The sequence below is a fragment of the Ruegeria sp. F11 genome (assembly GCF_056533855.1).
The window spans coordinates 248,627-261,120 of sequence record NZ_JBQFOW010000004.1 but is presented as its reverse complement, the minus strand read 5'-3'; the positions used below and the strand labels follow the sequence as shown (position 1 = coordinate 261,120).

Genomic DNA, 12,494 nt, shown 5'->3' with positions numbered 1-12,494 from the left:
GATGCGTTCAGAACGCGGCAAAGAAGTCGCGGCGCCATGTGGGCACCTTGTCGTTCAACCCGGTCGAAATCAGCGCGCCGTCGCCTTCGGTGATGCCCAGCACAAAGAAGAACAGAAGGTAGGAAATCAGGGTGAAACACACCGCGATCGTTGCCTGCTTGCGACCGAACGCTCCGGTAAACAGGCTGACCGCGACAAAGCCCACGATGGTGGTGGCGATGATGTATTCGGCAGCCCAGAACAGGATCGGATAGGCACAGCCCACCAGCCCAATCAGAACGCCGCGCCGTGTCATGAACGGAAAATAGGCATCCGGGTCCTCGCGCTCTTCCAGACTGGCACGTGCTGCGGGCGACAGGATAACCACGGCCAGCAAGATGACCGACAGGACGATGATGGCCAATGCAAAGGCAACTCCGCTGTCCTGCGCAATCCCGGCCAAGCCACCAACGGACAGCAGATCATACGCGCCCGCCAGAAAAACAACGATCATGAAGATCCCGAACAGGATCTCGCCGTCAAGCCACTTAGGCATCTCTCTCTCTCCCTCATTCCGTTGACCAGAGGCAGCGCACCGCCTCTGGTCCTGATCAAGATGCTCTTACAGCGAGCCTGCGACCGAGTCGGTCGTCGGACGCCATGCATCCATGAGGACTTTCATGTGCTCGTGGGTTTCAGCACCATCCATGAACACGACATTCAGGTTCGCGTTCTTGACTTTTTCCTGCGTCGCAGGGTCGTCGATGGCGAATTTGAACGCCGCCGTCAGTTCGGCAACAACCTCGTCCGGCGTGTCTTTGGGGGCCAGCACGATGTAGGGCGCGGGCATGGCGACGAACTCGGTGTTCTGTTCGGCAAAAGACTTCATGTCGGGGGCCAGACCATCACGTTCTTCGGCCATGACGCCGATGGCGCTCATGGTGTCGAGGTTGGCCAGATAGTGGTGCGTGCCAACCACGCCAAAGGCCACCTGATCGCCGATGATCGCAGCACGGGCCGGGGCACCGCCCGCAAAGGGCACGTCCTGCACCTTGTCCTGCAGACCGTTGGCCAGCAGCCAGCTTGTCATTGCCACGTCGGTGATCGAGCCCTTACCGGTATGGGCCCAGCGAAGCTGTTCGCCTGCCGCATCCGCGTCCAGAATGGCTTGTTTCAGATCGGCAACCGAGTTCAGGTTGCGCGCCTTGGGCGCAACAACGGCCAGGTTTGCCACGGCGACATGCGCCACCGGTTTGAAGTCGTTCAGAACGTCGACGCCGGTTTCCTTGACCATCGTCGCGATCATGGCCGAGCCCGAGATCATCACGACCGTCTGGCCGTCAGCCTTTGCAGGCTTGGTGTATTTCAGGCCAATCAGCTGACCTGCACCCGGACGGTTCGCCACGACGATGGGCTGGTCGTCCAGCGCTTCGGTCAAAGCCGGCGCGAAGATGCGGGACAATGTGTCAAGCCCGCCACCGGGTTTCGCGCCCACAACGATTGTGACCGGCCCGTTCGGAAAGTTGTCGGCTGCGGTTGCCGCACCGGCCATCGCGGCCAGCGCGATCGTCGCGCTTGCGGCTACGCTTTTAAGTGTTCTGTACATGGTGTTCTCCCTTGATTGGTATGCGCAGATTTGAGGTTGAAGTAAGCATCCACAAAGCGGGTCAGCTTCTGCAGGATGTCGTCGAAGAAGATCTTGCCTGCCTCGGCACGGAACGGCACGTTTTCGCCGTTGATTTTTGCGTCTTCGCTGATGTCCTCGGCATAAACGGGTAGGTTTATGTCCAGATCCTCGAACTTGCCCTGATGCATCGAGACAAGGGGGATTCCGTTCATTTCGCCCTTGCCCTCACGATACACGTCCTGCTGCGGGGGGCAGTCATCGGGGAACAGATAGCGGCTGAGCGAGCCCATCGGCTCGGTCCCGTGGCCTTTGGCGCGAATGCCGAACTCGGGCTGTGCGCGGTTCCACACATCGTCGTCGAACTTGCCCCAGACATTGACCGAAGGAATGATGATGCCGTGCTTGGCACGCGCCAACCGAAGCTGATTGGCGATGATCCCGGCATTGCCGCCATGCCCGTTCAGGACAAGGATATTCCGAACGCCGTCCCGAATGAGGCCCTCAACGATTTCCGAAAATACGGCCGCAAATGTCTCGGCCGACAGGGCGATGCCTGCGGGGGCATTCTGAAAATAGGTGGCATGGCCAAAGGGCAGCGTCGGCACGGCGATGCAACCTGTCGCCTCGGCCAGACGTTTCGCAACCACATCGACCAACCGGTAATCCCCCATGGGCGTATAGCACCCGTGCGGTTCGGTCGATCCCACCGGGATCAGAAAGGGCGTGTCGGCGGCAACGGCCGCGCGGGCGTTCAGGATGGTGGTTGCGGCAAGCTGGGTCATTGCGCTGTCTCCACGGTCACGGCGTATTGCGCGACCAGATCATCGGCACCGGACAAAGCACCCAAGGTGGCCCCGGCCTTCATCTCCGCCCGGCGCTGGGTGCTGGTGTTCTCTTTCGCCGCCGCTGCATTGGCGAGCTCTGCGGCTTGAGCGCGAGGGATGCAGATCACGCCGCTCTCGTCGGCCATGATCAGATCGCCCGCATGAACCACAACGCCGCCGCAGTTGACGGGCAGGTTCAGGCTGCCAGCCGGGCCGGTCCGACGCGTGGTGATAGGCGAAACACCGTGGGACCAGACCGGAAAACCATGTTCGCGGATTTCGTCAGGATCGCAGATCGGGCCATCGACAATGGCACCGATCGCACCCGCCTGCACCAACCCAAAAGCAACATTGCCGCCAAGACAGGCCAGACGGGTATCCCCTGCCCTATCAATCACGACGATGTCGCCAGGGCGCACCCGTCCCGACGCATAGTGGAGCAGAGTGGAATCCGGCGTGGGCAGCCGCAGCGTTACGGCTGTTCCCATGATGCGCTTCTCGGACTGGCGCGGGGTGATGCGGTGATGATCCACAAAGCCGGTCCAGGTCAGATGACCGACCGTTGCGACCGAAACACCCGACAGCATCGACAAGATTTCGCCGTCGATCTGGTCCGGCATGGGGGCTATGTCGTAGTGTCCAGTCATATGTTCGAACATTTCTATTATTTCGATGATTAGCAGATTTGTAGCAGACGTGCAATTATCGGTCAATAATTTCAAATTCGACTATTTTCTGATGCCCGATCGCATGTTAAACATGAAGAATGCGCACGGAAATTTTGCCCACCTCGGCGGCCTCGACCGCCAAAGAGCCCATAACGAACCGAATCTACGATTCGATTCTCGAGGACATCCGGTCAGGCAAGCTGGAACCGGGGCAAAAGCTGAAGGTGCGCGAGCTGACATCCGAGTATGGCGGCTCGACCGGATCATGCCGCGAAGTCCTGAACCGGCTTGCGGGTGAGCGCTTTGTGCAAACCAAAGGCATGACGGGTTTCAGCGTCCGCGATCTGTCATCCGAGGATCTGGTCGAAGTGCTCGATTTAAGGGACCAGCTGGAATCGCAGGCTTTTATCAAGGCGATCCAGCATGGGGATACCGAGTGGGAAGAACGCATGGTTCTGGCGTTTCACAGGCTGGAACGCGAGCGCGCGCGGGAAGGAACCTCGCTGATCGAACGGGAGTATTTCCACCGGGAATTCCATCTGGCCCTGATCGGCGCACATACCTCGGAATGGCATCAGTTCTTTATCCGCACCCTCAGCCTGCATTCCGAACGATACCGCCGGATTCTGCTGCCCAAGAGGATCTTCGAACCCGATTACGTCCAGTTGGTTGATGAAGAACACGCGCTGATCATGGGTTTGGCGATGGAACGCCGCGCCGAAGAAGCGGCGGCAGCACTGAAGAAACACCGGTCGAGATCCCGGACCGATCTGCTTATCGCACTGGAGCGTCGCTAGCCAGTAACCAGAGCGACCACCACATATAGTGAAACCGAAAACATGACTCTGCCACGGATTGCCCTGATCCATTTCCACCTGGAAAGCAATCGCGCTGCCCCAATAACGGCGCGCGCGGATTTTGCCGCCCAACGCCTGGCCATCGGCGAAGACTTTGCCCGGGACCTGAAAGAAAAACCGGAACTGGCCTCGGCAGGCACAAGAGGGTTCAGAGAGAGCTTTGGCAATTTCGAACCCGTCCCGGTGTTTGCGGCCTTTGCGGGTGCGGGCGGCATGATGGATGGCCCGTTCTTCGACGACCTTTTGCAAGAGGTTCGGGATCGGCTTCCGGCGGATGTGGATGGCGTCTATCTGGATGCGCATGGGGCCTGCATCGCAACCAATGACGAAGACCCGGATGGGACCCTGATTTCCCTGATCCGTAGCATGGTAGGGCCGGAAACTCCACTTGTGGTCACGTTGGACTTACATGCCCATGTCAGCCCGGCCATGATTGCTGGCGCGGATTTTATTGCCGCATATCGAACCAATCCGCATGTGGACCAGTTTGAACGGGGACAGGAAGCCGCTGCCGCGATGAAACGCCTTCTGAACGGAGAGCAGACAGGACGCGCATTGGTCCGCTTGCCGTTCATTCCGCCCTCAACCACTCTGGATACGACTGGCGGACCATACGGTCGGTTGATGAATTTCGCCGTAGCGCAAGCGACCGGTCCGATCTGGAACGTTTCGCTGTGCGCTGGCTTTTCTGTCGGCGATTCCTCGAAAGCTGGCGTGAACGTGACTGTCACGGCAGACAACTCCACATCGGCGCTTAAAACGGCACGCACCATTGCAAAAGCATTTTGGGATGCACGAGGTGAATTTCGGATTGACCTCACCTCGATACCGGATGCCGTCAGGTATATGTCGGACTCAAGCACCTCTCGCATTTATGCGGACGTCGCGGACAATCCGGGCGGCGGCGGGCGTGGCAACACGCTGGCCATTCTGCAAGCCATGCTCGAAGCAGGCGTCGAGAACGCCTTGGTCGGAATGCTTTTTGATCCCGAACTCGCCGCAGAAGCGGCTCAACTTGGCGAGGGCGCAATCTTTCGGGCTGAATTCAACCGCTCTGAAATCGACTCCCAGTCCGAGCGTCACGCAGCCGACGTCGAGGTCGTTAAATTGGCCGATGGCCCGGTAATTTGCCGACGCGGCCTTTACGCGGGCGGCCAGCAAGACCTTGGCCAATGTGCGCTTCTGAGGTGCGAGGGCGTTTTGATCATCGTTTCCAGCATTCGTCGCCAGCTATGCGAGCCTGCCTTCATAGAGCGATTTGGATTGGACATCGCGGACTTCAACACAATCGTAGTCAAATCCCGCGGCCATTTCAGAGCGGGGTTCGACGAGTTTTTCCCACCTGACCGCGTTGTCGAAATCGACGGTCCGGGCCTGACCTCTCCCGAATTGTCGCGAATAGATTTCAAAAAAACACCTCGTCCAATTCACCCCATTGATACAGGTGTGAACTGGTCAGCCGACACTGAGGGGGTCGTGGAAGGCGTTCGATAAAGGCGCGCTGGCTCGTTGGACAAGCCTCGGTTTAACCTCTTCGGCTGTTGGTTCCGTTGCTGATCCCTTTGAAAGCAGAATTATGTGTGGGCCTTGACCGCAAGTTGGACAAATTGCTCGAACGGGCTGCGGCCGGTGCGTGAACCGAGTTTTCCGGATCACGTTGATCAATTCGATGCAGACCAGATCAGGTACAATTCAAACGGGTGCCTAGGACCAAACATGGACCTGATCCGCCACTAGATGAACTGGTAATCTTCGCTGCCAAAGGCTGCGTCACAAGCCCGCCTTTCACTGTTTTGCTCATGATTCTGCGGCCTGTAGCACAGCCGTCTTACCTGCCAGCACCTCTCTCACCCGGCGCTGACGTTACGGTCCAAATCGTTGGATCCTAAAATATTGAGCAAAAATGCGAATTTATTTTTTGACGTAAATCAAAGTGCTTACAGGGTTTCGAAAATTTTCAGGCTGACGTGCCGGAGTTTTGCAGAATTTGATTTATCTCAAAGAATCGTTTTTCCTCCGGGCCTATCAGGGCGGCGACCTGCCAACGCTGCGGCCGATATGAGTCGCAGCTTAGCATCTCTCAAAAAATCGCTAATCTCTTAGAGGGGGGCTCGACATGAAGCTCAAATTCCCTAGCGCATACACTATTCTGTTTGCCCTGATCGCCGTGGTCGCGCTGGCCACCTGGATTGTTCCGGCAGGACAGTACGACAGAGTTCTGAATGAAGATCTGGGCCGGGATGTTCCGGTTCCGGGCACATATTCGGTGGTCGAATCTACACCTCAGGGTGTCTATGACGTTCTGATGGCGCCGATCGCCGGGTTCTACAATCCAGCCAGCTACGAAGCGGGTGCCATCGACATCGCACTGTTCGTGCTGGTCATCGGCGGTTTCCTGGGTGTCGTCACCAAAACCGGTGCGATTGACGCAGGTATCGCCAGCGCCATGGCCAAGATGAAAGGCCGCGAAAAGTGGATGATCCCGATCCTGATGGCGATGTTCGCCGCAGGCGGCACCATCTACGGTATGGCCGAAGAATCGCTGGCCTTCTATGCGCTTGTCATTCCGGTGATGATCGCGGCACGCTATGACGCGCTGACCGGGGTCGCCATAATCATGCTGGGCGCGGGTATTGGGACATTGGGGTCCACAATCAACCCCTTCGCCACCGTTATCGCATCGAACGCTGCCGAAGTGCCGTTCACCAGCGGTATCCTGCTGCGCTTTGCCATCCTGATCGTCGGCTGGCTGGCCTGCGTGGTCTACGTGATGCGATATGCGGAACGTGTTCGCACCAATCCAGACCTGTCGATCGTAGCAGACCGACGAGAATCGAACGAGGCGCACTTCCTGACCGGCGGCAAAGATGCCGATGGTCCGGTTGAATTCACCGGCAAGCAGAAAATCATCCTGACGATCTTTGCCGCCAGCTTTGGCGTCATGATCTGGGGTGTTTCTGTTGGTGGCTGGTGGATGGCCGAGATGTCGGCTCTGTTCATCGCGGCCTCGCTGGTGGTCGGCGTCATCGACTGGATGGGCGAGGAAGAGTTCACCTCGACCTTCGTCGACGGTGCGCGCGACCTTTTGGGCGTGGCACTGGTGATCGGTATCGCCCGCGGTATCGTCGTGGTGATGGACGCAGGCAACATGACCGACACCGTTCTTTACTGGGCCGAAGGCGCAGTGAACGGTCTTGGCAAGGTGGCCTTCATCAACACCATGTTCGGTCTGCAGGCCGTGCTGTCATTCCTCGTGCCGTCCTCTTCGGGTCTGGCTGTTCTGACCATGCCGATCATGGCACCGCTGGCGGACTTCTCGAACGTCGGTCGTGACCTGGTCGTCACCGCCTATCAGTCCGCTTCGGGTCTGGTGAACCTTGTGACTCCGACCTCGGCCGTTGTCATGGGTGGTCTGGCCCTGGGTCGCGTGCCCTATCAGCGCTGGCTCAAGTTCGTCTGGCCGCTGTTGATTATCGTGACCGTCATCATCGTCATCGGCCTCAGCGCCGCAGCAATGGTGTGATCCGATGAGTGCCGCTGTCACCTCCAATGGCATGAATGCCCGCCAGCCGTCCCTCGGCTTGTGGATGTGCACGGCACTCGTTGTCGGCAACATGATCGGGTCCGGCATCTTTCTGCTGCCTTCGGCACTGGCAGAGTTCGGTCCCATCTCACTCGTGGGCTGGATCGTGACCGCCATCGGCGCGGTCACGCTGGCCCTGATCTTCGGGCGGCTCGCTGTGCTCAGCCCGAAAACCGGTGGCCCCTATGCATATGCACGAGAAGGCTTCGGCGATTTCGCCGGGTTCCTGATCGCCTGGGGCTACTGGATTGCTCTGTGGTCGGGCAATGCGGCGGTCGCCGTCGCCTTTGCCAGCTACCTGAGCTTTATGGTTCCGGCCATCGGCGAGAGTCATCTGGCCGGTCTGGCCACATCGCTCGGCGCCATATGGCTGCTGACATGGATGAACATCCGTGGTGTGCAAGAGGCAGGTCTGATTCAACTTGTCACAACACTGATGAAACTCCTGCCTATAGTTGCACTTATCGTGTTGGGCATCGCTTATATCGACAGTGCGAATTTCACTCCGGTCAACACCAGTGGCCAAGGCTCTATTTCTGCCATCGCGGCCTGTGCCGCCCTGACATTGTGGGCCTTTATCGGACTGGAATCCGCCACCGTGCCTGCGGGCGAGGTGGCCGAGCCGGAAAAAACCATCCCGCGGGCAACCATTCTTGGGACCTGCATCGCGGCGGCGGTCTATATCGGCGTGACCATCGTGGCGCTGGGTGTTCTGCCCGCGTCCGATCTGGCTGGCAGCAACGCGCCGCTGGCCCTGGTCGCCGAAAGCATGTGGGGACTGACGGGCGCTGGCTTTATCGCGCTTGGTGCCTGTGTCTCTACATTCGGAACACTGAACGGGTTCACCATGATCTCGGGTCAGGTTCCCCTGGGGGCTGCCCGCGACGGGCTGTTCCCGCGCCGGTTCGCGCAACTGTCGCGCACTGGCACCCCTGCATTCGGACTGATCGTGTCCAGCCTTATGGCCAGCGGTCTGATCCTGATGAACTACACCGAAAGCCTGTCCGAGCAGTTTGAGTTCATCATCCTGCTGGCCACGCTTTCAACCCTGTTTCCCTACCTTGTCTGCTCGTTGGCAGAACTGATGATCAACGCGATGACAGGTCGGAAAATTGAAAAGACGCAGTCTTTCAAAGTCATAGCACTGGCTACCATCGGGTTCTTCTACTCGCTCTGGGCCATCTACGGAACCGGCGCAGAGGTCGTGTTCTGGGGGTTCCTGCTGCTTACGGCAGGCCTGCCGATCTACGTTTGGCAACGGTGTTCTGACATCTCAAACAACCTTAAAAGGAACTGAAAAATGAACGGATTTGGTGCTTATTCCGAAGTCGGAAAACTCCGAAAAGTTCTGGTCTGCGAGCCTGGTCTTGCCCATTCGCGATTGACGCCGGGGAACGCTTCCGAGCTTCTCTATGATGACGTCCTTTGGGTCCACAAGGCTCGCACCGATCACGCCGATTTCCGCATGAAAATGGAAGAACGCGGAATCGAGGTGCTTGAATTCCAGAGCCTGCTGAAAACAACTGTCCGCGATCCCGAAGCCCGTAAGTGGATTCTGGACCGCCGCATCACCAACGACCAGGTTGGCGTTGGCATGCTGGCCGATCTGCGCTCGTGGCTGGACGAGCTTCCCGCCGCTGCGCTGGCCACCTTCCTGATCGGCGGTATCGCCGTCGAAGACCTGCCTTTCTCGCCCAGCGGCATGTTCGGCAACTACCTTGGACAGCACGGCTTTATCATTCCGCCGCTGCCCAACACCCAGTTCACCCGTGACAACAGCTGCTGGATTTACGGCGGCGTCACGCTGAACCCGATGTACTGGCCCGCCCGCAAGCCTGAAACGCTGCTGGTGACCGCGATCTACAAATTCCATCCCGATTTCAAGGATGCCGATTTCGAGATCTGGTGGGGCGATCCCGACACCGACCATGGCCCGGCCACCGTCGAAGGCGGCGATGTCATGCCCTGGGGCAACAAATCGGTCCTGATCGGTATGGGCGAACGCACCACACCGCAAGCGGTCGGTCAGGTTGCCAAGGCCCTGTTCGCCAAAGGCGCGGCAGAACGCGTCGTGGCCTGCCAGATGCCCAAGACCCGCGCCGCGATGCACCTGGACACCGTGTTCAGCCAGTGCGACCGCGACATCGCAACCGCCTTTGTCGAAGTCTGCGACGAGGTTGAATGCTACAGCCTGCGTCCCGGCAACAAAGAAGGATCTATCGATTTCCGCAAGGAAAGCGGCCACCTGTTTGACGTCGCCGCCGACGCGGCCGGTATCAAGAAGTTCCACATCGTCCAGACCGGCGGTGACAGCTTCAACCAAGAACGCGAGCAGTGGGATGACGGCAACAACGTCGTGGCGCTGGAGCCGGGCGTCGTCGTGGCCTACGACCGCAACACCTATACCAACACCCTGCTGCGTAAGGCAGGGATCGAAGTCATCACCATCTCGGGTTCGGAACTGGGCCGCGGGCGCGGCGGCGGTCACTGCATGACCTGCCCCATCTCGCGCGATCCGCTCGACTGAACCCACACTCACACATAAGGAAACATCACAATGGCTTTCAATCTCAAAGGACGTAGCTTCCTCAAACTGCTCGACTTCGAACAACGCGAAATCCGCTACCTGCTGGACCTGTCGCGCGACCTCAAACGGGCCAAATACGCCGGTTCGGAAATCCAGCACCTGCAGGGCAAGAACATCTGCCTGATCTTTGAAAAAACCTCGACCCGTACCATGTGCGCCTTCGAAGTGGCGGCCATGGACCAGGGCGCCGGTGTCACCTATCTGGGCCCGCAAGGCTCGCAGATCGGTCACAAGGAAAGCATGAAGGACACCGCCCGCGTTCTGGGCCGCATGTTCGACGCCATCGAATATCGCGGCTTCGGTCAAGAGCTGGTGCAGACCCTGTCCGACTATGCCGGTGTGCCGGTCTATAACGGTCTGACAGACGAGTTCCACCCGACCCAGATGCTGGCCGACCTGCTGACAATGCAGGAATACGGCGAAAAGCCGCTGCACGACATCAAGTATGCCTATGTGGGCGACGCGCGCTCGAACATGGGCCACTCGCTGATGATCGCAGGCTGCCTGATGGGCATGGACGTGCGCATCGCCGCCCCGAAAGAGCTGTGGCCCGCTGACGAGTTCCGCGGCCCGGCGGAAGAGCTGGCCAAACGTTACGGTGGCAAGCTGACCATCACCGAAGACCCCAAAGCCGCTGTGGACGGTGTCGACTTCATCCACACCGACGTTTGGGTGTCGATGGGCGAGGCCGCCGAGGTCTGGGAAAGCCGCATCAAGCAGCTGAGCCCCTATCAGGTGAACGCGGAACTGATGGCTGCGGCCAACAACCCCAACGTCAAGTTCATGCACTGCCTGCCCGCCTTCCACAACACCGAAACCAAGGTCGGCAAAGAGATCGCCGAACAGTTTGGCATCTCGGAAATGGAAGTCACCGAGGAAGTTTTCGAAAGCCCCGCCGGCGTTCAGTTCGAACAGGCGGAAAACCGGATGCACACCATCAAGGCGGTTCTTGTCGCCACATTGGGGAGCTAAGTAAATGCGTGTTGTCACCGCTCTTGGTGGCAACGCCCTGTTGCGCCGCGGTCAGGCTCTGACCGCGGAAAACCAGCGGGAAAACACCGCTGTTGCTGCAGAAGCGTTGTCGAAAATCGCTGTGGATCATGAACTGGTCGTGACCCACGGCAACGGTCCTCAGGTCGGCTTGCTGGCCCTGCAGGGCAATGCGTATAACCCCGATGAGGTGTATCCTCTGGACGTTCTGGGCGCTGAAACCGAAGGCATGATCGGCTACATGATCGAGCAGGAGCTGGGAAACCTGCTGCCGCCCGAAACGCCGCTGGCCACGATCCTGACCATGATCGAGGTCGATGCTGAAGACCCGGCTTTTTCCGACCCGACCAAATTCATCGGTCCGGTCTACGAAAAGGAAGAAGCCGAGCGTCTGGCCGCCGAAAAAGGCTGGATCATCAAGGCCGACGGCGACAAGTGGCGCCGGGTTGTGGCCTCGCCGATGCCCAAGCGGATCTTCCAGATCCGGCCCATCAAGTGGCTGGTCGAGAAGAACACCGTGGTCATCTGTGCAGGCGGCGGCGGCATTCCGACCTCGTACGGTACGGATGGCGCATTGCACGGGGTCGAAGCCGTGATCGACAAGGACCTGGCGACCGAGTTGCTGGCCCGTGAGGTCGATGCTGACCTGTTCGTGGCCGCCACCGACGCTGACGCGGTCTATCTGGATTGGGGCACCCCGAACCAGCGCGCGATCCGCAAAGCCTCGCCCGAGATGATCGAGCAATACGACTTTGCCGCAGGCTCGATGGGTCCCAAGGTCGAGGCCGCCTGCCAGTTTGCAAAAGCCACTGGCAAAGCCGCCGCCATCGGCGCGCTGGCCGATCTGGAAGGCATCGTCGCAGGCACCAAAGGCACCACGATCTCGACCGACTGCACCGAGATCGAGTTCCACTGAGGGAACCTTTGAAAGCAACCCCGGCTGCATTCCAGCCGGGGTTTTTTGTGCCTGTAGTCAGGCGGCGGAATTGCGGTTCAGTGGTGCTTACGGGCCCGATTTCCCAAAGGCCCGGCTAACCCGGATCAAATGCGGGCAAGCAATGCCGGAAGTGTTGTCGACTTGATTGATGGGGGCACTGTTTCCGACAGAACTTCGTGCACGACCCAAAGCGCTGTAAAACGCTACTCCGATGCCAGGGCGATACTATCACAGGGGCTGCCGCATTCGCGGATCACGTCGAATAAATCGTCAAGTTCAGGTTCCATCGCCGTCTCAACCGAGCCGTCCCGCAAACTGAGCGTCACCAGACGGCTGTGGGCTTGTATGGCCGAGACCACATCGCCGCTGTTGATCAGATCCACGGCCTGCTCCCATGACAGGGTAGTCACAGCCTGATCCGATTTGCTTGCACAAGCCGCAA

Annotated in this window: 12 protein-coding genes; 7 read left to right on the top strand and 5 right to left on the bottom strand. The window is 59.0% G+C overall.

Annotated elements, in window-relative coordinates:
- Positions 1-7: 7 nt before the first annotated feature.
- The 4 genes from ACR0NJ_RS07400 to ACR0NJ_RS07385 form a co-directional block, all read right to left on the bottom strand.
- A complete protein-coding gene (locus ACR0NJ_RS07400; protein WP_480816487.1) occupies positions 8-535 on the bottom strand; it encodes a hypothetical protein in 528 nt (175 codons plus the stop codon).
- 66 nt (positions 536-601) lie between these two features.
- Complete coding sequence (locus ACR0NJ_RS07395) at positions 602-1,585, bottom strand: tripartite tricarboxylate transporter substrate binding protein (protein WP_480816486.1); 984 nt, start codon at positions 1,583-1,585, stop codon at positions 602-604.
- Positions 1,561-2,388, bottom strand: a complete 828-nt coding sequence (locus ACR0NJ_RS07390) for a creatininase family protein (RefSeq protein ID WP_480816485.1) — start codon at positions 2,386-2,388, stop codon at positions 1,561-1,563. The genes ACR0NJ_RS07395 and ACR0NJ_RS07390 overlap by 25 nt, the downstream gene beginning before the upstream one ends.
- On the bottom strand, positions 2,385-3,077 hold the full coding sequence (locus ACR0NJ_RS07385; RefSeq protein ID WP_480816484.1) for an RraA family protein: 693 nt from the start codon (positions 3,075-3,077) through the stop codon (positions 2,385-2,387). The genes ACR0NJ_RS07390 and ACR0NJ_RS07385 overlap by 4 nt, the downstream gene beginning before the upstream one ends.
- 119 nt (positions 3,078-3,196) lie before the next feature.
- On the opposite strand from ACR0NJ_RS07385, the gene ACR0NJ_RS07380 reads away from it, so the two are divergent.
- The 7 genes from ACR0NJ_RS07380 to arcC all read left to right on the top strand — a co-directional run bounded on the left by ACR0NJ_RS07380 (position 3,197) and on the right by arcC (position 12,031).
- Entirely contained in the window at positions 3,197-3,895 is a 699-nt protein-coding gene (locus ACR0NJ_RS07380) for a GntR family transcriptional regulator (RefSeq protein WP_480816483.1), read from the top strand.
- A gap of 42 nt (positions 3,896-3,937) precedes the next feature.
- The gene (locus ACR0NJ_RS07375; RefSeq protein ID WP_480816482.1) at positions 3,938-5,449 is read left to right on the top strand and encodes a M81 family metallopeptidase; all 1,512 of its coding nucleotides are present in this window, start codon (positions 3,938-3,940) and stop codon (positions 5,447-5,449) included.
- A 622-nt stretch (positions 5,450-6,071) separates the two neighbouring features.
- Positions 6,072-7,478 carry a YfcC family protein gene (locus tag ACR0NJ_RS07370; RefSeq protein WP_480816481.1) on the top strand — a complete coding sequence of 469 codons (1,407 nt, stop codon included), beginning with the start codon at positions 6,072-6,074 and terminating at the stop codon, positions 7,476-7,478.
- A 4-nt stretch (positions 7,479-7,482) separates the two neighbouring features.
- Positions 7,483-8,835: an amino acid permease gene (locus tag ACR0NJ_RS07365; protein WP_480816480.1), complete on the top strand. Its 1,353-nt coding sequence runs from the start codon at positions 7,483-7,485 to the stop codon at positions 8,833-8,835.
- A 3-nt stretch (positions 8,836-8,838) separates the two neighbouring features.
- Complete coding sequence (locus tag ACR0NJ_RS07360) at positions 8,839-10,065, top strand: arginine deiminase (RefSeq protein ID WP_480816479.1); 1,227 nt, start codon at positions 8,839-8,841, stop codon at positions 10,063-10,065.
- A gap of 30 nt (positions 10,066-10,095) precedes the next feature.
- Positions 10,096-11,097: an ornithine carbamoyltransferase gene (gene argF, locus ACR0NJ_RS07355; protein ID WP_480816478.1), complete on the top strand. Its 1,002-nt coding sequence runs from the start codon at positions 10,096-10,098 to the stop codon at positions 11,095-11,097.
- Positions 11,098-11,101: 4 nt separating this feature from the next.
- Positions 11,102-12,031, top strand: coding sequence for a carbamate kinase (gene arcC, locus ACR0NJ_RS07350; protein WP_480816477.1), 930 nt, complete (start codon positions 11,102-11,104; stop codon positions 12,029-12,031).
- Between the two features lie 224 nt (positions 12,032-12,255).
- Here the strand turns inward: arcC and ACR0NJ_RS07345 are convergent, their stop codons facing one another.
- The gene (locus tag ACR0NJ_RS07345; RefSeq protein ID WP_480816476.1) at positions 12,256-12,462 is read right to left on the bottom strand and encodes a hypothetical protein; all 207 of its coding nucleotides are present in this window, start codon (positions 12,460-12,462) and stop codon (positions 12,256-12,258) included.
- Between the last annotated feature and the right edge of the window lie 32 nt (positions 12,463-12,494).

Bases quoted from the DNA above. Each gene is read 5' to 3' on its own strand.
- ACR0NJ_RS07395 (WP_480816486.1), bottom strand. From the start codon at position 1,585: ATGTACAGAACACTTAAAAGCGTAGCCGCAAGCGCGACGATCGCGCTG.
- ACR0NJ_RS07390 (WP_480816485.1), bottom strand. From the start codon at position 2,388: ATGACCCAGCTTGCCGCAACCACCATCCTGAACGCCCGCGCGGCCGTT.
- ACR0NJ_RS07385 (WP_480816484.1), bottom strand. From the start codon at position 3,077: ATGACTGGACACTACGACATAGCCCCCATGCCGGACCAGATCGACGGC.
- argF (WP_480816478.1), top strand. From the start codon at position 10,096: ATGGCTTTCAATCTCAAAGGACGTAGCTTCCTCAAACTGCTCGACTTC.
- arcC (WP_480816477.1), top strand. From the start codon at position 11,102: ATGCGTGTTGTCACCGCTCTTGGTGGCAACGCCCTGTTGCGCCGCGGT.
- ACR0NJ_RS07375 (WP_480816482.1), top strand. From the start codon at position 3,938: ATGACTCTGCCACGGATTGCCCTGATCCATTTCCACCTGGAAAGCAAT.
- ACR0NJ_RS07370 (WP_480816481.1), top strand. From the start codon at position 6,072: ATGAAGCTCAAATTCCCTAGCGCATACACTATTCTGTTTGCCCTGATC.
- ACR0NJ_RS07380 (WP_480816483.1), top strand. From the start codon at position 3,197: ATGCGCACGGAAATTTTGCCCACCTCGGCGGCCTCGACCGCCAAAGAG.
- ACR0NJ_RS07400 (WP_480816487.1), bottom strand. From the start codon at position 535: ATGCCTAAGTGGCTTGACGGCGAGATCCTGTTCGGGATCTTCATGATC.
- ACR0NJ_RS07360 (WP_480816479.1), top strand. From the start codon at position 8,839: ATGAACGGATTTGGTGCTTATTCCGAAGTCGGAAAACTCCGAAAAGTT.
- ACR0NJ_RS07365 (WP_480816480.1), top strand. From the start codon at position 7,483: ATGAGTGCCGCTGTCACCTCCAATGGCATGAATGCCCGCCAGCCGTCC.